General features: G+C 43.5%; 17 protein-coding genes. 6 read left to right on the forward strand and 11 right to left on the reverse strand.

All coding sequences use genetic code 11. The annotated features are described in order from the left end of the window. Nucleotides 1–28: 28 nt before the first annotated feature. The 5 genes from ACFPRA_RS20990 to ACFPRA_RS21010 are packed head-to-tail and all read right to left on the reverse strand — an operon-like array spanning nucleotide 29 to nucleotide 4180. Nucleotides 29–1330 carry a TRAP transporter large permease gene (locus ACFPRA_RS20990; protein WP_381439070.1) on the reverse strand — a complete coding sequence of 434 codons (1302 nt, stop codon included), beginning with the start codon at nucleotides 1328–1330 and terminating at the stop codon, nucleotides 29–31. 14 nt (nucleotides 1331–1344) lie between these two features. Beyond that, nucleotides 1345–1833: a TRAP transporter small permease gene (locus tag ACFPRA_RS20995; RefSeq protein WP_381439072.1), complete on the reverse strand. Its 489-nt coding sequence runs from the start codon at nucleotides 1831–1833 to the stop codon at nucleotides 1345–1347. Nucleotides 1834–1875: 42 nt separating this feature from the next. Further along, nucleotides 1876–2910 (reverse strand): TRAP transporter substrate-binding protein, encoded by a 1035-nt coding sequence (locus ACFPRA_RS21000; RefSeq protein ID WP_381439074.1) that lies wholly within the window; start codon nucleotides 2908–2910, stop codon nucleotides 1876–1878. 14 nt (nucleotides 2911–2924) lie between these two features. Further along, nucleotides 2925–3677, reverse strand: a complete 753-nt coding sequence (locus ACFPRA_RS21005) for an SDR family NAD(P)-dependent oxidoreductase (protein WP_381439077.1) — start codon at nucleotides 3675–3677, stop codon at nucleotides 2925–2927. A gap of 44 nt (nucleotides 3678–3721) precedes the next feature. Continuing rightward, complete coding sequence (locus ACFPRA_RS21010) at nucleotides 3722–4180, reverse strand: VOC family protein (RefSeq protein ID WP_381439079.1); 459 nt, start codon at nucleotides 4178–4180, stop codon at nucleotides 3722–3724. Nucleotides 4181–4681: 501 nt separating this feature from the next. On the opposite strand from ACFPRA_RS21010, the gene ACFPRA_RS21015 reads away from it, so the two are divergent. Continuing rightward, on the forward strand, nucleotides 4682–5152 hold the full coding sequence (locus ACFPRA_RS21015; RefSeq protein WP_381439081.1) for an STAS domain-containing protein: 471 nt from the start codon (nucleotides 4682–4684) through the stop codon (nucleotides 5150–5152). A 24-nt stretch (nucleotides 5153–5176) separates the two neighbouring features. Next, nucleotides 5177–5689 (forward strand): cysteine peptidase family C39 domain-containing protein, encoded by a 513-nt coding sequence (locus ACFPRA_RS21020; RefSeq protein ID WP_381439083.1) that lies wholly within the window; start codon nucleotides 5177–5179, stop codon nucleotides 5687–5689. A gap of 47 nt (nucleotides 5690–5736) precedes the next feature. Here ACFPRA_RS21020 and ACFPRA_RS21025 read toward each other — a convergent pair whose 3' ends face one another. Then, entirely contained in the window at nucleotides 5737–6630 is an 894-nt protein-coding gene (locus ACFPRA_RS21025; RefSeq protein ID WP_381439086.1) for a 5'-3' exonuclease, read from the reverse strand. A gap of 165 nt (nucleotides 6631–6795) precedes the next feature. Here ACFPRA_RS21025 and ACFPRA_RS21030 point away from each other — a divergent pair, with 165 nt between their 5' ends. Continuing rightward, the gene (locus ACFPRA_RS21030; RefSeq protein ID WP_381439088.1) at nucleotides 6796–8034 is read left to right on the forward strand and encodes an NAD(P)/FAD-dependent oxidoreductase; all 1239 of its coding nucleotides are present in this window, start codon (nucleotides 6796–6798) and stop codon (nucleotides 8032–8034) included. A gap of 7 nt (nucleotides 8035–8041) precedes the next feature. On the opposite strand, the gene ACFPRA_RS21035 is transcribed toward ACFPRA_RS21030, so the two are convergent. Next, the gene (locus tag ACFPRA_RS21035) at nucleotides 8042–8551 is read right to left on the reverse strand and encodes a hypothetical protein (RefSeq protein ID WP_381439091.1); all 510 of its coding nucleotides are present in this window, start codon (nucleotides 8549–8551) and stop codon (nucleotides 8042–8044) included. A gap of 127 nt (nucleotides 8552–8678) precedes the next feature. Further along, the gene (gene hutH, locus ACFPRA_RS21040) at nucleotides 8679–10157 is read right to left on the reverse strand and encodes a histidine ammonia-lyase (protein WP_381439093.1); all 1479 of its coding nucleotides are present in this window, start codon (nucleotides 10155–10157) and stop codon (nucleotides 8679–8681) included. Between the two features lie 253 nt (nucleotides 10158–10410). On the opposite strand from hutH, the gene ACFPRA_RS21045 reads away from it, so the two are divergent. From ACFPRA_RS21045 to ACFPRA_RS21055, 3 genes are all read left to right on the forward strand, one after another. Beyond that, on the forward strand, nucleotides 10411–11040 hold the full coding sequence (locus ACFPRA_RS21045; protein WP_381439096.1) for a hypothetical protein: 630 nt from the start codon (nucleotides 10411–10413) through the stop codon (nucleotides 11038–11040). 466 nt (nucleotides 11041–11506) lie between these two features. Beyond that, a complete protein-coding gene (locus ACFPRA_RS21050) occupies nucleotides 11507–13024 on the forward strand; it encodes a glycine betaine uptake BCCT transporter (RefSeq protein ID WP_381439099.1) in 1518 nt (505 codons plus the stop codon). A 127-nt stretch (nucleotides 13025–13151) separates the two neighbouring features. Then, nucleotides 13152–13847 carry a ZIP family metal transporter gene (locus ACFPRA_RS21055; protein WP_381439101.1) on the forward strand — a complete coding sequence of 232 codons (696 nt, stop codon included), beginning with the start codon at nucleotides 13152–13154 and terminating at the stop codon, nucleotides 13845–13847. A gap of 68 nt (nucleotides 13848–13915) precedes the next feature. On the opposite strand, the gene dctP is transcribed toward ACFPRA_RS21055, so the two are convergent. From dctP to ACFPRA_RS21070, 3 genes are all read right to left on the reverse strand, one after another. Beyond that, nucleotides 13916–15211, reverse strand: coding sequence for a C4-dicarboxylate transporter DctP (dctP, locus tag ACFPRA_RS21060; protein ID WP_381439104.1), 1296 nt, complete (start codon nucleotides 15209–15211; stop codon nucleotides 13916–13918). Nucleotides 15212–15323: 112 nt separating this feature from the next. After that, a complete protein-coding gene (locus tag ACFPRA_RS21065) occupies nucleotides 15324–16022 on the reverse strand; it encodes a response regulator (protein ID WP_381439106.1) in 699 nt (232 codons plus the stop codon). Then, a complete protein-coding gene (locus tag ACFPRA_RS21070) occupies nucleotides 16009–17583 on the reverse strand; it encodes an ATP-binding protein (RefSeq protein WP_381439992.1) in 1575 nt (524 codons plus the stop codon). Before ACFPRA_RS21070 ends, ACFPRA_RS21065 begins: the two co-directional genes overlap by 14 nt. Between the last annotated feature and the right edge of the window lie 66 nt (nucleotides 17584–17649).

Genomic DNA, 17649 nt, shown 5'->3' on the forward strand with positions numbered 1-17649 from the left:
ATACTCTGAAGCAATGTTTGTTTTATTATTATTTTCCTAAGAGATTTGGCAGAAATAATGTAATGGACGGCACATACGTGACGATGAGTAACACGATGAGCAACGCCCCGAAAATAGGCGCAACGTATTTGAATGTTTTCTCAAACTGAACGTTCGCGATGTTACTGCCGATAAATAAGTTAATGCCAAGCGGTGGTGTAATAAGCCCCAAGCTTAAATTGAGACAGATAATCATACCGAAATGGATTGGATCGATACCAAGCGGTAAAACAATTGGCAATAATAACGGAACAAAAATCAGGACCGCCGCGACCGTTTCCATAAACATCCCAACAATCAGTAGGAAAATATTAATTAACAGTAAAATAATCCATGGGTTTGTCGTCATTCCCGCAATAGTGTCTGCCAAAAATTGTGGAACTCTTTCAATTGAAAGGACTTGTCCAAAAAATGATGCCGCACTAACGAAAATTAATATGGAACCTGATGTATGTGCAGATTTCAAAAAGATTCCAACGAAGTCGTTCAAGCCAATTTCCTTATAGGAAAAAATACAAACGACTAAACTATAAACAACCGCAACGACAGCGGCTTCTGTCGGTGTTACAACCCCGCCGTAAATACCGCCCAAGATTAAAATCGGTGCAAGCAAAGCCCACTTCGCTTCATTTAGCGCTTTCCAAAAGCTGATTTTTTCAGTTTTCACCACAGGCGGTGCTTGCAGCTTCCCATAGCCTTCTTTTTTACAAATAATATAGTTAACAATTAACAACGCAACCGCGACTAAAATCCCCGGAATAATACCAGAAATAAATAGATCACTAATCGATGTATTCGACATGACCCCATAAAGGATAAACACAATACTTGGTGGAACAATCGGACCTAATGCACCAGCACTAGCTGAAATGGAAGCTGCATACCCCGGTGCATATCCACTTCTTAACATATAAGGAATTAAAATAGCACCTACACTCGCAACGGTTGCAGCTCCGGAACCTGAAATGGCTGCAAAAATAAAGCTTGTAATAATCGTAATGACACCTAGGCTGCCCGTTAAGGAGCGGGTGAAGCTTTGAATAAAGTCAACCAATCTACGTGCCATACCGCCTCGACTCATAATATCCCCAGCTAAAATGAAAAACGGAATAGCAATCAGCGGAAACGAGTCCATCGAGCTAAAGGATGTTTGAATAAATAGCGTTAACGGTACTGAACCTTCGATCAGAACAACTAAAATACTTGCAGCAGCCAATGCAATGGCAATTGGTACATTCAATAAAATTAAAACGAACAATATCCCAAATAACATTAACGTAACTGTCCCCATTAAACTCTTCCCCCCTACGCACCGACATCTTGAAGCGTCGGATTTTTCAATTCTTTATAAATTCGAATAAGCAAGCGACTGGACATTAGTAAGTAGCCGATCGGAATGCCTAAGTAAATAAATCCTTTTGCAATGCCAAGAGCTGGTGAGTTACCACCAACTTGCAACATCGTAACAGAATAATTGAAGCCGACATACGTAATGACAACTGAAAAGGCAAGCCAGATGAGCAAGCCAATCATTTTAATCGTCCGATGGGCAACTTTCGGAAAAATCGATAACGCTGCGTCCACCCGAATATGGGATTGGGTCGCCGTTACATAGGAGGCACTGATAAACGTCATCCAGATGAACATATAGCGCACAAGCTCTTCAATCCAAATGAAAGAGGAGCTAAAAACATAACGCGCGACGACTTCTGTAAACATAAGAACCGTCATGACAACGAGCAGTAAAACACAGAACAATCCTTCAAACGTAATCTTTATTTTTTCTTCGTTCATTCCATTCACCTCAAATTTCTTTTAATTGTGCACTTCGGCTCGTCAATTTTTTCCTAGTAGCTCCAATGCTTTTTGATAGTTTTTTTCGCCGACTTTATCAATATTTTTATCAATCGCAGGCTGAACCGCTTCTTTAAATAATTCAAGCTCTTCCGGTGTTAGTTCTACAACATCGACACCATCTGCCTTCATCTTTTCAATGGCATTCTTTTCAGCTTCTGTTGCCAGCTGTCTTGCATATTGAACTTGTTCTTCCGCAGCCTTATCAACTGCCGCTTTCAACTCGTCTGTTAAACTGTCGTAAAAAGTTTTATTGACCATCAAAATATGCGGCAATGGGAAATGGCGTGTTAATGTTAAATGATTGGAAACCTCATAAAACTTATCGGCAAAGATTAATGGTGTCGTTGTTTGTACACCATCGATGGTGCCTTGCTGCAGCGAGGTGAAAATCTCCCCATAAGAAATCGGTGTCGGATTCGCACCCATCGCTGCAATCGTACTTGCTTGCAAAGGAGTTGTTGTACTACGAATCTTCAGTCCTTTCAAGTCTGCAGGTGTTCGCACGCTTTTTTTATTGTTAGCGATTGCAAAAGACCCGATGCTAAATGTCCCTAAGTAATAAGCATTCGATTTTTCTTCCAAGCTTTTCTTTAAAAGCTCCCCATACTCGCCATCAATGAGTTCATACATTTCTTCTTCATTTTCAAAAAGAAAAGGGACGTCAAAAATGTTAAAAGCAGGAATTTGCGCATTGGCACCGACGATGAAACCTGCATTCGTTACGACATTCAAAACACCTGTCTGCAGCATTTCATATTCAATATCTTCTGATGGCGTCAATGTTCCATTGCTATAAATTTGCACTTCAATTTGACCATTACTTTCTCTTTCTGCAACCTCTTTAAACTTTTCATAACCGATGTTCAAAAAGTTGTCTGCCGACACTAAGTTGGCCATTCGAATGACCACTTTTTCACCGTTTGCACCTACCGTACCAGGCTCTTTCGCTGCTCCACATCCTGAAAGCAATAAGACAACCGCCATTAACACTAGTAAGATTGGCTTCAATTTCATGCTAAACACCCTCCTTATCTGCCTAAAAAGCCGCCATCGACCGGAATGATGGCGCCGTTAATATAATTCGATTTATTGGAAGCTAAAAATTGTACGGTTCCTGCAAGCTCCTCCGGCTGACCAAAACGTCCAGCCGGAATACGGCTCACTAGGGATGCGAACCGATCTTCATCATTTAAAATGAAACGATTCAACTCGGTTTCGTAATAACCAGGTGCGATGGCATTGACGTTAATGCCGCGTTGCGCCCATTCATTCGATAATGACTTGGTCAACTGCGCAACCGCCCCTTTACTCGTTGAATAGGCAGCCGCATTAAAACCCCCTTGCGTTGCCAATACAGAAGCAATATTAATAATTTTTCCTTTTCCTTTTTCACTCATCGTCTGTGCTGCAAGTCTGCATAACTGGAAGACCGTCGTCACATTGACGTCTAAAATCCGTTGAAAATCCGCAATAGGGATATCCATTGCTGGCATCGGCTTATGAATACCGGCATTGTTCACTAAAATATCAAGTTCATTGCCTAATAAATCGAGCGCCTGGTGAAAAACGGTTGGTATTTGCTCCTGATCGGATAAATCTGCTTGCAAACTTTCCGCTTGATAGCCTTTCTTTTTCAACGCTTCGACAACATGGGGTAAATTTGGTGACACATCAACGATGCAAACATGCACACCATACGTACAGAGACCTTCTGCCATTGCTAAACCAAGACCTTGCGCAGCCCCTGTCACAATCGCTTTTTTACCGTTTAAGTCTTTCATTTCTTGCCCTCCATTTGAATTCGCTTACATTCAGATACGAATTTTTATTTTCCTCTTTCCATTAATTCAATGATGTAGCCATCCGGATCAAGCATGTAGACTGCTTTTGATCCTTTATTGGCTCCTGCCGTAATATTCGCGACTTTTTTTGACTTAAAGCGCACGCCTTTTGCGGATAATGATTCGAACATTTCCTCTAAGTTTTCAACTTGTAAACAAATATGTCCCGTTCCATAATCACAAGAACGCGCATTCCCAGGATATGTATCCACGCCGACATACTCCAAAATTTCGAAAACATGCCCTCCAGGCACTTCCACAAAAGCAATTTTGATCTCTTTCAAGCCGGGAATCTCCACAATATCAAATATATAGTCGCTATCCGCCACCTGTGTCGACAAAAGCTTTAATCCCAATATATCTACGTAAAATTCAAGCGCCGTTTCCAAATTTTTGACCGATATCCCACTATGGATAAAGCCAACAATCTTCCCTTCCTTCATTTCGCTCCTCCTAATCATTCATTTTCTTACTAACATGGATAATGCAAGTTCCGTGCCAATCTATTTTCGACATAAAACTACACGAATTTACTCTTTTCTCAGTCTTTACTGATGCAATTTTACCTCAGGTGATGGGTGAATGCATTATATTTTTCATATATAGATCTTTTGTAAGCTCGAACGATAAATAATAACTGTTAACTCGTAGTTGATGACTGTCATATTAGCCATTGTTATTCTTTAAAATTTTCAACCAGAAATTCACATCTGATTATTCCATTTGTACAAAAATATCTATATTAATTTGAAGTTATAATTTCGCCTACTTCCTTAGTTGATTGACTGACAGATGGACTTTTGCGACCAAAAGCAAAGCGATGGGAGACAAGCGTGTAAAATAATTTATGTAACCCAACTGATATGATCAACCTTCATCAGTTTTTTCTGCACTTATTTTCCAAATGAAGTATACTAGAGAAAATGAGGTGAGGGGTGCAATTCATGAATTTAGAAAACGAAATTCAAGCATTGAAAACGAAGATCGCCTTTTATGAAAAGATGATAAATGAGATAGCCGTCCCCATAATTCCATCCATTGTGGATGATACGATTCTTGTACCGATTTCCGGATATACTACGCAAGATCGCCTTGAAACCATTCGTAACCGGATTCTTGACTATTTAGGAGAGCATCGGGAAATCAATTGTACCGTTTTTGATTTTACAGGCGTTGGAACAGATCAAATCCAAGACTTGGATTATCAAATTCTTGCACATGAAATCAGTCAGCTCGACGCCTCTTTGAAGCTGATGGGCGTACATCCCATTTTCGTCGGCTTCAACTATTTGCTCGTAAAGGAAATTGTCCATGCTGGCGTCCATGTTCATATCGAAACATACGTCAATTTCAAGACTGCATTAGCTACTTTATTGGATAAAACGGAAAAATCGGTTCAAACTTTGCATAAATAAAGAAAGTTGAAAGGTGACGGATGTATGAAGACGTTATTGAACATCCAAGGAAAATCGCAATTCGATCAGGATATTCAAGCAGCATACCGACCTTCCGCATGCGGACCCGTCACCGCCTTCGTGATTCTGCAGTATCATTTTCCATCCGCATGCCGTTATAACGTCAATGAGCTATATCGCCTGCTCGGCGGAACAAAAATCGGCCTTTTTAAATGGCGGTTTATCCGCAATATGCGCAAACTGCTAGGAGCCGCTTGGCTTGTGGCAGAATGCGATATTGAAGAAGCAATCAGGCAAATCGATAGTGGCCGGATCGTTGCTGCGAAATTTGATAAGTGGTTCAATTTCCGCTGGCGGGGCAGCTACGCATTTGATTACCACTGGGTGCCAGTAATCGGCTATGAAAAGGTGAACGATGACCTGCGATTGATCATCCATGACAACGGAGGAAGAAATCGTCCAAGCCAAGTACGGCATATTTCCTATAAGCGGAATAAGCCCGTGCTGTCATTTGTGAAGGTTGAACCAAAAAGCTGAATGTAAAAATCTCCCCATGAACTTTTTCGTAGGGAGATTTTTTATCTTCATTTATTTAAAAGAGAGTCTGCGTGTCTAATGATCATGGAGTATCCTTCTTGCTCCATCGCCGCCCTTACTTCTTCTCCGAATAAAGGTATCGTCATATCTTCGATCGGATCGTTTATGTCCAACTCACAATGGATGGCTGCGAGCTTCTTGGAAAGATGTAGCATGTCCATATCCTCTTCAATTTTTTTACGCATTCCCGGCGTTAATTCATCCAAAGCTTCAATAACACCTTCTACAGAACCATATGCTTGAATCAATTTCAGTGCGCCTTTTGGTCCGATTCCCTTAACGCCAGGATAGCCATCACTTGTATCGCCCGTAAATGCTTTTTTGTCAATGAACTGGAGCGGCGTAATGCCGTACTCTTCTACAAAGCGGGTATCCGAGTAAATATCATAGACATTGTAGCCTTTTTTAGTGAATGCGATTTGGACACCTGGTCTCAATAATTGCAATAAATCCTTGTCCCCCGAGACGATTGTAATATCCGCTTTCCCTTGCCATGACTGAACGAATGAGCCGATCAGATCATCCGCTTCCATTCCCGGTACTCCATAATTTTTCCAGCCAATCACTTCGGAAACAGTTCTCGCCATATCGAATTGCGGGGCCAGTTCCGGGGCCGGTTCAGGACGATTCGCTTTATACCCATCAAACAAGTCATTGCGGAACGTATGCGCCCCCATATCCCAACAAACTGCCATATGTGTCGGCTTGAAAATCGACAGCGCCGTCATCGTATGACGCACAAATCCTTGAACGGCATTTGTCGGGACACCCGCCTCATTCGGAAAATAATGCCCCATGGCAGACGTCGCAAAAAAAGAACGGAAAAGAAGCGCCATTCCGTCGACTAATAAAATATGTGGTTTTTCATTCGTATGTAACATTGTCATTCTCCCTAAACAGTTGTATTTTCAATTCGTTATAATGCCAGCCTCAATGATACACCTTTTCCATTTACAAAACAAAAATCCTATTTCGGGATCAATAGGAATGCTTTTCCCCTGACATTTGTGGGTAGAGAATGATAGAACACAATGGGAGGAGAACGTATGCATATACACGGAGGTTCACTCTATTGGCCGACTACGATGCCAATTGTACCAAAACGGAAACAGCCGCAAAAAGCCGAGCATTATGACGCCATCATTGTAGGTGGCGGAATGTCCGGCGCACTTTCTGCACTGGCATTGGCGGATAAAGGAATGAGTATCGCCATCCTGGATAAGCGGCAAATGGCCACGGGTAGCACGATGGCAAATACGGGATTACTCCAGTATTCAAATGACATCATGCTTTATGAATTAATTGAACAAATTGGTGAAAAAGATGCAGTGAAGTTTTACCAATTATGCCTTGAAGCGCTTAAAGATTTAAACGAAACAGCAAATCGACTACCCATCAATCCCGATTTCATTTACCGATCCAGCATCTATTATGCAAGCGATGAGCAAGATGCCGAACGTATTTTGAAAGAGTATAAGACATTAAGAAAATATGGATTTCCTTGTGATTACTGGAATCGGGAAAAGATGAGCAAGCAGTTGCCATTTTCAAAACCAGGAGCGATCCTGACCTATGGGGATGCCGAAGTGAACCCTTACAAATTCGTCAATGGGCTGATTTCTTTGTTAGGATCGAAGGGCGTCCATCTGTTTGAATTCACGGAGGTCAGCGATGTCATCGATGCTAATGAAACGTTACGTATCAATACGTCTGCGGGTGAATTCTATTCGGACAAAGTGCTTTTCACCACAGGATACGAAACACTTCCAATCGGGAAACGGATTGGCGCTGACATTAACCGTTCATATGTGATGGTTACCGAACCAATGGATCATTCTGCGATTTGGCATGAAAACGCATTGATTTGGGAATCCAAACGTCCCTATCTTTATATGCGAAAAACGGTAGACAACCGGATCATCATTGGAGGACTGGATGAAGAGAAACCGGAAGTACCCATCTCAGACGAACTGATCATGAAACGCGGGGAACAATTGAAAGCCCAGCTGCTGGCCCTTTTCCCGGATCTCTCGGTAGACATCGATTTCGCTTACTGTGCAACGTTCGGGGAGTCGATCGACAATTTACCATTCATCGGTGAACATCCGACAAAGAAGAATCACTACTATTTGCTCGGCTATGGCGGGAACGGTACGGTTTACAGCATGCTAGGATCAAAAATCATAGCAGCTCTTATGACCGGCAGGCATCACCCTGATGCACATATTGTCCGACTAGGCAGATCTCAATGCCCTGGTGTAGAAGGAAAGACCGTGATCGCATAAGGTTTTGTCAGACAATCGGCGGAATGAACAACAGGACGAAAATCAGAATCAGAACAGAGACGTTTGCGGATGTCAGGATTTTTCCTTTGCCCGAATCATTTTTGCCGTACCGAATAACGACCGATAAAATAAGCAAATAAAATAGGCTAATAAAATAGATGACCAGCACATCAATAAGCCATTTCATCGCCTGATTTAAATCGGCTAGCACAGTTAAACCGAGAGCTATAAAACTGACGATCGAAAGGAATAGGATGACACTCATAATGGCGGGCATAATTCGCCAGATTTTATGTACAAAAAGCGGCTTTCCTTTTTTCTCCTGCAAGATTAGCAAAGTCGCAAATCCCCAGATGATTAGAATAATGGTAAAAAATATAACAAGTATACTTGAAGGGATGAATGAATCAACAAAAGTGAAAAGCGTTGAAACTTGCTCCCTACATAGATTGATGAATGTTAAAAGTGCTAGTAACCCAGTAGCACCCAACAATTGATAGGCTGTCCATTTAGACAACGTGATTCCTCCTTTCAGTCCCATATCTACTTCTACGAAAGGAAAGTCCTTTTGGATTCAAACTGGAGCCCGGGTTGTGACAATGATAAAAAGCTGAGACCCATGATCGGTCTCAACTTTTTGTCATTCATCTCGTTAGTAACTGTGCAATCTTCTCAATATCCGGAGCGTAAATACGGTCTTCTCCAATCGGCGGAACAACTTCTTTCAATTGATCAAATTTCGCCTTTGTCTTCGGAGCCATCTGTTCAGCTCCACGGATATGACAGCCCGTCATGGCACAAAGCGCTTCCATTGCCAAGACATTTCTAGCGTTTTTAATGATGGATTGCGCATGCCGGGCACCAATTGTCCCCATCGACACATGGTCTTCCTGATTGCCGGATGATGGAATCGAATCGACGGAGGCTGGATGTGCAAGGGTTTTATTTTCCGAAACGAGACTCGCGGCCGAGTATTGCAAGATCATCGCGCCCGATTGCAAACCGGGTTCAGAGCTTAAAAACGGCGGTAGCCCTTCATTCAACTGCGGGTTGACGAGCCGTTCCAAGCGCCGTTCAGATATATTGGCCAGTTCCGCTACACCTACCTTTAAAAAGTCCATCGCAAATGCAATCGGCTGCCCATGGAAATTCCCGCCGGACACGACCGTCTCGCCTTCATCAAAAATAAGCGGGTTATCTGTCGCGGCATTCATTTCTATTTCGATTTTCTCTTTTACATAGCCGAGCACTTGCCAACTCGCTCCGTGCACTTGCGGGATACAACGGATGGAATAGGCGTCTTGCACACGTTTTTCACCTTGAATGGTCGTCAACTGACTATCTTCCAGCCAACCTAGCATTCGCGTCGCGACATCCACCTGTTCCGGATAACCGCGCGCTTCATGAATGGCAGGATGGAACGCATCCGTAATGCCATAAAGCGCTTCCATCGTCATGGCAGCAATCCATTCACTGTTGTAAGCGAGCGACTCCGCCTCCAAATAATTGACTACGGCTTGTGCAGTCATCGCTTGTGTCCCGTTAATGAGCGCAAGCCCTTCTTTCGCTTCCAACACAATTGGCTGTAAACGATGCTTTTTCCAAATATCCATCGCAGGAACCGGCTTTCCGTTTTGCCATACAAACCCTTCCCCTAACAGAACAAGCGCAAGATGCGATAATGGAGCCAAGTCCCCCGATGCACCAAGCGAGCCTTGTTGGGGAATGACCGGGTGAATGCGATGATTCACCATATAAGCGAACCGCTTCAACACTTCCGCACGAATTCCTGAAAACCCTTTGAGCAGCGCATTCAATCGAAGGACAACCATTGCCCGCGAAACGATTTCTGGGAACGGTTCTCCAACCCCGCAAGCATGCGATCGAATGAGGTGTAGCTGCAACGCCTTCGTATCTTTCTCATCAATTTTCACATCGCTGAATTTGCCGAAACCGGTGTTAATGCCGTAAACCGTACGATCTTCCCGCACAATTTTCTCCACCGCCTCACGACTTTTCGTGACCCGGATCAATGCCTCATCGTTTAACGTCACTCCACTCTCCTCAAATAAAATTGCATGCATCTGATCGAGCCGCAGTGACGAACCATTTAATTCGATCATGGCAATCACCCTTTCGTGTAAGTATTCCGTATTCTATATTTCTATCGTACACGAAGGTTGCCACGAAATGTTCATTTTCCCGAAAACTTGTTCCGTGGTAATGTGATGCTGTTTTAGTGGGATAAAGCGGGAAAGTACTCCTTCCCCGTCCGCTACCAGTAAATTTATGAAATCACCTTAGCCTATGAAAAGTCCACGCATTCCCTATGATGATTGCATAGGATAGGATGAATCATTTGGAAGGAGTGAGTAGATGGTTAATATGCAGCCGGGTAACCAAGGTGATTCACATTGGTATCCTAAATTACCCGAAGGATATGAAGGAAACCATACACAAAGCATGCCGGAATACGGAGGTTATGAAGCGTATGGATGGCAGGATAGTATGAGGCATTATGAAGCCCAGCGTAATCCATTCGGACCGGGCATGCCGGGATTCCCATCAGGGCCAGGATTTTCACCGGGACCCGGGAGACCACCTGGGCCGGGTTTCCCTCCTGGACCAGGTTTCCCGCCAGGGCCAGGGTTTCCGCCAGGGCCAGGGTTTCCACCGGGGCATGGAGGACCGCCTGGACCTGGTTTTCCGCCGGGGCCAGGTTTCCCACCCGGACAACAACATGGCGGGCAAGCACCGACATCTCCACCTCCGTCATTTACACCTGAATACCCATCTCATCAGTTGTTCGCAGTAGATCCAGGTGCCATTCGCGGTTGTCTCTACCGTTACACATTTGTTTGGATTTCGAGAAGACAAGGTTTTTGGTTCTATCCAGTATTTGTAGGTAGAAATTCTGTCGCGGGCTGGAGATGGCGCAATCGACAAAGAAGATGGGAGTATACAGGTATCTCCCTTGATCAGATCGACAGGTTCTCTTGTTTTTAACTTGATACAGCAAATCTCTTTGTACTAAAAGCGAAGCGTCAGCTACAGAAGTCCCCCACATCCATAAGTTGCGGGATGAATGCCAGAATGTATTTCAATCAGAAGTAGTCCAAACTCCCTGCTGCTTAGTGGAACTCAGGCTAAGTTCGCCGCTTCCTGCGACAACACCTGAGTGACCAACATCCTGTTGGCCCAAGTCACCGGCGGATGTCACAGATTTTGAAGGGAGTTAATTACGCAAGCGCAATTCAAAATCTGGACGCAATTACGCCGAGGCGTAATTGATAGAACAAAATTACGAAAAAGCGATTTCCTCATTAATGGAAATCGCTTTTTCGATTTTTGCAGTTTATTAAATTTTAAAAAGGGAATGGAAAGTTAAGGTATGTGCATGCCTATTCATAAAGTTGAGCATGATAATTATGCAAGATGTGGACCAAACAACCAAAGGAATTCAGGTGATCAGATGAAAAAAATTTCAAGTGTATTTTGGATTTCAGTCTTTATTGTCATCATTGCTGTTGCATATGGGGCACTTGCACCAAGTAGCTTCGAAGAAGTGACCAACAATATGAAAAACTTCATCACCTCTTCATTCGGTTGGTATTATTTACTCGTTGTCACCGGAATTGTCCTATTTTGCATCTTCTTTATCGTCAGTCCGATGGGGCAGATTACCCTTGGAAAACCTGATGAAGAACCGGAATATTCTCGGATGAGTTGGTTCGCCATGCTCTTTTCAGCAGGGATGGGCATCGGGCTCGTCTTTTGGGGCGCGGCTGAACCGCTATCCCATTTCGCCATCAACCCGGCGACCGCCCAACCGGGAACCGATGAAGCGTTCAAAGAATCGATGCGTTTCACCTTTTTCCATTGGGGCATCCATGCTTGGGCGATCTATGGCGTCGTTGCCATGTGCCTGGCCTATTTCCAGTTCCGAAAAGAAGAACCCGGTTTAATTTCTGCAACATTGAAACCGATTTTCGGCGAACGGATGAACGGCCCATTTGGTACATTGATCAATGTATTAGCCGTTGTTGCAACAGTCGTAGGTGTGGCAACGACTTTAGGTTTCGGTGCCATTCAAATCAATGGTGGACTGGCTTATCTCTTCGATATACCGAATAGTTTTTCCGTTCAGATTGTCATCATCGTCGTTGTCACAATCTTGTTCATTGCTTCCGCTTGGTCAGGACTAAGTAAAGGAATTAAATATTTATCCAATCTCAATATGGTTCTAGCAGTCATTCTACTTGCCTTAGTTGTCATTCTTGGTCCCACTTTACTGATTTTCAATACATTCACCGATACAATCGGGAGCTATTTGCAAAATTTGCCGCGCATGAGTTTCCGTGCCGCTCCGCTTGATGATGAAAATCGTGCATGGATCAATAGTTGGACCATCTTTTATTGGGCATGGTGGATTTCATGGGCGCCTTTCGTCGGCATATTCATCGCCCGTGTATCCCGTGGCCGAACCATCCGTGAGTTCCTGGTAGTGGTATTGATGCTACCTACATTGCTTAGCTTCTTCTGGTTTTCCGTTTTCGGTGCAACCGCAATGGATGTCCAAATGAAAGGAACAGACTTGTCCGGTTTACTGACAGAAGAGACCCTTTTCGCGGTTTTCAATGAAATGCCGATGTCGATGGTCTTGTCGATCATTGCTGTCATCCTTATCGCGATTTTCTTTATCACGTCCGCGGATTCAGCCACGTTCGTGCTTGGAATGCAGACCTCCTATGGATCGCTATTACCGCCTAACGGTGTGAAATTGACCTGGGGCGTTTCCACCGCGGCGGTTGCCATTATCCTACTTTCCGCCAATGGGCTGACCGCACTGCAGAATGCACTGATCATAGCCGCATTGCCTTTCTCCTTCGTCATGATTTTCATGATGATCGCGTTTTATAAAGCGCTGGATAAGGAACGAAAGGAAATGGGACTTATGGTGCGGCCTTATGACAAGCGCTATAAAAAATGATTTATAAAAGCCAAGATCGAACGCTTTTCCCGGTCTTGGCTTTTTACTGTCAAATCTCTATTATTCCCACCTTCTGCATGTGCGCCGGAACCCCGTGCATATAATTTGAAAATGACAGTGGTTGGGAATGATCAAATTGACAATCATCATACTAGGTATATGTCTCTTTCTCAGTGTTAGTACTGGAGGTGTACTCGCCTGGACGTTAGCCGGGCTATTCAAAGACAAAATTGGAGGGTGTTCACTCTTATGCGGAGGATTTTTAATAGGCTTATTAACACTTGACATCATTCCATCCGCTTGGAGCGCTTACTACCCATTCGGCTTATTGCTTGGGGGACTACTCGGTTTCTTCTTTATTCTTGTCCTCCATTCCATGTGCAATCATTCCCATACTTCCTCGCTCTATTTGCTAGCCGTTGCGATGTTCATCCATACGATCCCGCTCAGCGTGACAATCGGAAGTTTACTGGATGATCCGGCTCTTAGTCTTACAATGACAACTTCCACCATCCTGCATCATCTGCCTGAAGGTTTTGCCCTTGCGACAGTTGCCCTTTCCACAGGGAATAAATGGGGAAGTTTGACGCTTTGTTTTATTGGCTTATCCATTTGTTTCGCGTCGTTCATTTGGATCGGTCAACAAGCTCCTCTATCTTTTAAGATTCAAAGCATACTCATGGGCGTTTCCATCAGTCTGATTGGCTGTACAAGTATGAAGGAGTTTATCGGGCAATACATACGAACCGTGCCTTTGCCAGCTTTTTTAACCTATTTTGGCGTAGGCTACTTGTTCAGCGGCTTGTTCCACTTATGGCTATAAGCAGGCCACCCGCCCGGTCAACAATGCGATCGGGCGGGTAGCCAATATACATGGTAGCACTGCATTCTTTATTTGATTGTCGTATTCAAGACAGCAGATTGTCCTGCGTTCTTCAACGCTTTCATTTCCTTGATCGCTTCCTGATGTTTTGATTCATCAAACTCGTTTACACTTTTCGCGACGACCAATGTAGCGATTCCGTTTCCGATCAGATTCACAATCGCACGTCCTTCACTCATAAAACGGTCCACGCCAAGAAGCAATGCCAAACCTTCAAGCGGAATGATTTGTAAAGCAGCTAAAGTGGACGCTAACACGATAAACCCACCGCCCGTCACGGCTGCAGCTCCTTTAGACGTTAACATTAGAATGAGAATGACTGTAATTTGCTGTCCAATTGTCAAATCCACACCAAAGACTTGCGCCAAAAAGACAACAGCCATGGATAGATAAATTGATGTACCATCCAAATTAAAGGAATAACCTGTCGGGATGACAAGGCCGACGACCGATTTGGATGCGCCGTAACGTTCCATTTTTTCCATCATTCTTGGCAACACCGACTCCGAAGAACTCGTTCCTAACACAATTAATAATTCGTCTTTAATGAATTTCAGGTATTTCCATAGACTGATGCCATTCATCTTACAAATGATATTCAAGATGATAAAGATGAATAAAAACATTGTAATGTATACGGACATCATTAATTTGCCAAGCGGAACGAGCGAAGTAAGCCCATAATGGCCAATTGTATAAGCCATCGCCGCGAATGCACCGATCGGAGCGGCTCTCATCACATAGCCGATAATTTTAAAGAAGACTAGCGATAGCTTATCCAAAAACTCAATAACGATTTTCCCTTTTTCCCCAAGTGCCGCAAGACCGACTCCGAACAAAATGGAGAAGAACAATACTTGTAAAATATCCCCTTTAGCAAATGCATCGACCATATTGGACGGGACAATCTGCGTAACAAACTCGATCCAGTTGATACTCGCTCCGCCCTCGGCCGTATATTTAGATACATCCCCTTTTTCCAGCTCATCATAGTTAAGGCCTGCCCCTGGCTTCACAAGGTTCACGACGATTAAACCGATGACGAGTGCGATCGTTGTCACAATTTCAAAGTAAATAAGTGCTTTGCCGCCGACTTTCCCAACCTTTTTCATATCTCCCATTTTGGCGATTCCTAGGGCAATCGTTAGGAATATGATTGGCGCGATGACCATTTTAACTGCGTTGATAAATGTATCTCCGAGCGGTTTCATCTCTTTTCCGACATTTGGCCAGACAAGCCCGACGATGACTCCGATAACGATTGCCAATAAAACTTGAACCGTAAGATTCTTAAGTAACTTCATATTTTCTCCCCCTTTTGAAAGCTGAACATTTCACTAATTAATTAGAATGATAACGCTTCCAACGGGAGGTGAGAAGTTTCTGGTCATAACGGCTATTTTGGTCTTTTTGGTCTCACTTATGATCATTATTGCGGACGTAACGATTGACAGGTCGCCCGACGCCACCATACTGCACATCAAGCGTGATTCCGCCGCTTTTTTCTAAATAATCCAAGTAACGGCGGGCGGTGACTCGGGCGATGCCAATTGCGTTTGCCACCTCTTCGGCAGAACGGGGCTCTTCTTGACGATCGATATAGTGTGTAATTTCATTTAAGGTGAATTCATTCAACCCCTTTGGCAAATGATTGCCCGTGTTGCGGTTTGAAGACTGAGCGTGCAGCAATAAATCCAGCTGTTCCTGCGATATCGTTTCAGTCTGGCGCAAGCTGTTTCTATACTTCTGATACTTCTCCAATGCCTGTTGGATACGATGGATTTTAAAGGGTTTGATAATATAATCCATCGCCCCATTTTGAAGCATTAGTTTAATGGTTTCGCTGTCCTTTGCGGCTGATACAACTATCACGTCAGCCTTCAATTGTTGCTTTCTGAATTCCTGTAACGTCTTCGTTCCATCTTTTTTCGGCATATAGATATCCAATATGACGAGATCTGGTTTCATTTTTTTCACAAGTGTAATGCCTTCTTCACCGTTGTTCGCAACGCCTATGATTCGAAATCCTTTCACACTTTCGATAAATTCCCGATTCACTTCCTGCACCATCGGATCATCTTCGATCAACAACACCTTGATTTCATCTTTCTCCACCTACATCGTCCCCCATTTCCATCGGGAAAGTGATCAATATTGAAGTGCCTCCACCTTGGTCAGTTGAAACTTCAATGCAGCCATTCCCTTTTTCAACAATTTGTTTCACGAGAAAGAGTCCGTACCCTGTCCCTTCGGATTTATTCACCGTAAAGCCTTTGTCAAAAATTTTCGGTAAATAGGTCTCCTTAATGCCTGCCCCGTTATCTTCCACCAATAGCGCACAGACATTTTCGTTCTGTTCAATACTCAACTCTATTTTCTTGTCTTCGACCTCTACATGTTCGAAGGCTCCAAAGGCATTTTCAATGAGATTGCCCAATAACACGACGAAATCATGCTGATCCAATTGATTGGGAAAGGTTGAAAAAAAGCTGTTCTTATCAATTTCCACCGAAATCCCCAATTCCTTCCCTCTACCCACTTTGCTTAACAAAAGGCCTGCAAGCGCGTCATTTTTAATTTTTTCATGTAGAAATTTTGTGACGCCTTCTTGTTCTTCTGAAATCTCAAATGCAAGTTGTAACGCTTTTTCCGGCTTTCCAAGTTGGATTAAGCCGGCGATCGTATGAAGCTTGTTCATATGTTCATGGCTCTGCACCCTTAATGCTTCTACAAAGTTTTTTACACCTGTTAATTCTTCAGCCAGCTTGGCCACATCCGTCCGATCCTGAAAGATTGCTACAGCCCCGATTAATTCATCATCTTTATGAATCGGTACGCGGGTGCTTAAAATGACCTTGCCACTTACTTGGATGACCTCATTATAGACTGCCTGATCCCTTTCGACAATTTCCGGAAGTCTTGTATCTTCTAAAACAGCTCGAATCGGTTGACCGACAAATTTTCCTTTTACATTAAAAATTTTCTTCGCTTTGTCGTTGAATACCGTTACGATTTCTTTATTATCGATGGCAATGACGCCTTCATTCATCGCATGGAAAGTAGCGATTCTTTCTTCATGCATCCGTTTAATTTCATAAGGCTCCAACTGAAACATCTGCTTTTTAATATGGTTGGCCAACAAGATCGAGCCGAGCAATCCGAAAAGCAATGTCAAAACAACGATGAAAAGAATATCTTTGGAGACATTCATCATGATATCGAGAAATGCTGGAATCTTATTTCCGACAACAACGACACCGATTTGATTTAACTCGGCATCCTTAATCGGGACAAATGCCCGGATGAAGGTGCCGATTTCACCTTCCGCCTTGGAAAAATAAATATGCTCTGCGAAAGCCCCTTTTTCATCTTCCCCTTGCGATACTTTGCCTATCCTCTCTTTAACAGGATGCGAATAGCGGATTCGATCCATATTCATGACAACAATATAATCCGTTCCATTAATGACGCTAATTTCTTCAATGATCGGGTCCAAGGTTTCCCAGCCCTGCGGTTCCTGGATGGCATTTCGCACATCCGTCAACTCGGCTACTGTCCGCGCCGTATTCATCGACCGGATGCGCAATTCCTTTTCCTCGTTTTGCTGGATGCTCGAAATGATGACAATCCCACCCATCAATAGCGAAAAAATAACGACAATATACGATAACAGCATAATTTTCCATCGTATCGATAAAGGTTTCAATCTGCATCCACTCTTTTCGTCTTTACGAACTTTGAT

Origin of the sequence: Sporosarcina soli, assembly GCF_042655805.1 — a bacterium.
GTDB lineage: Bacteria > Bacillota > Bacilli > Bacillales_A > Planococcaceae > Sporosarcina > Sporosarcina soli.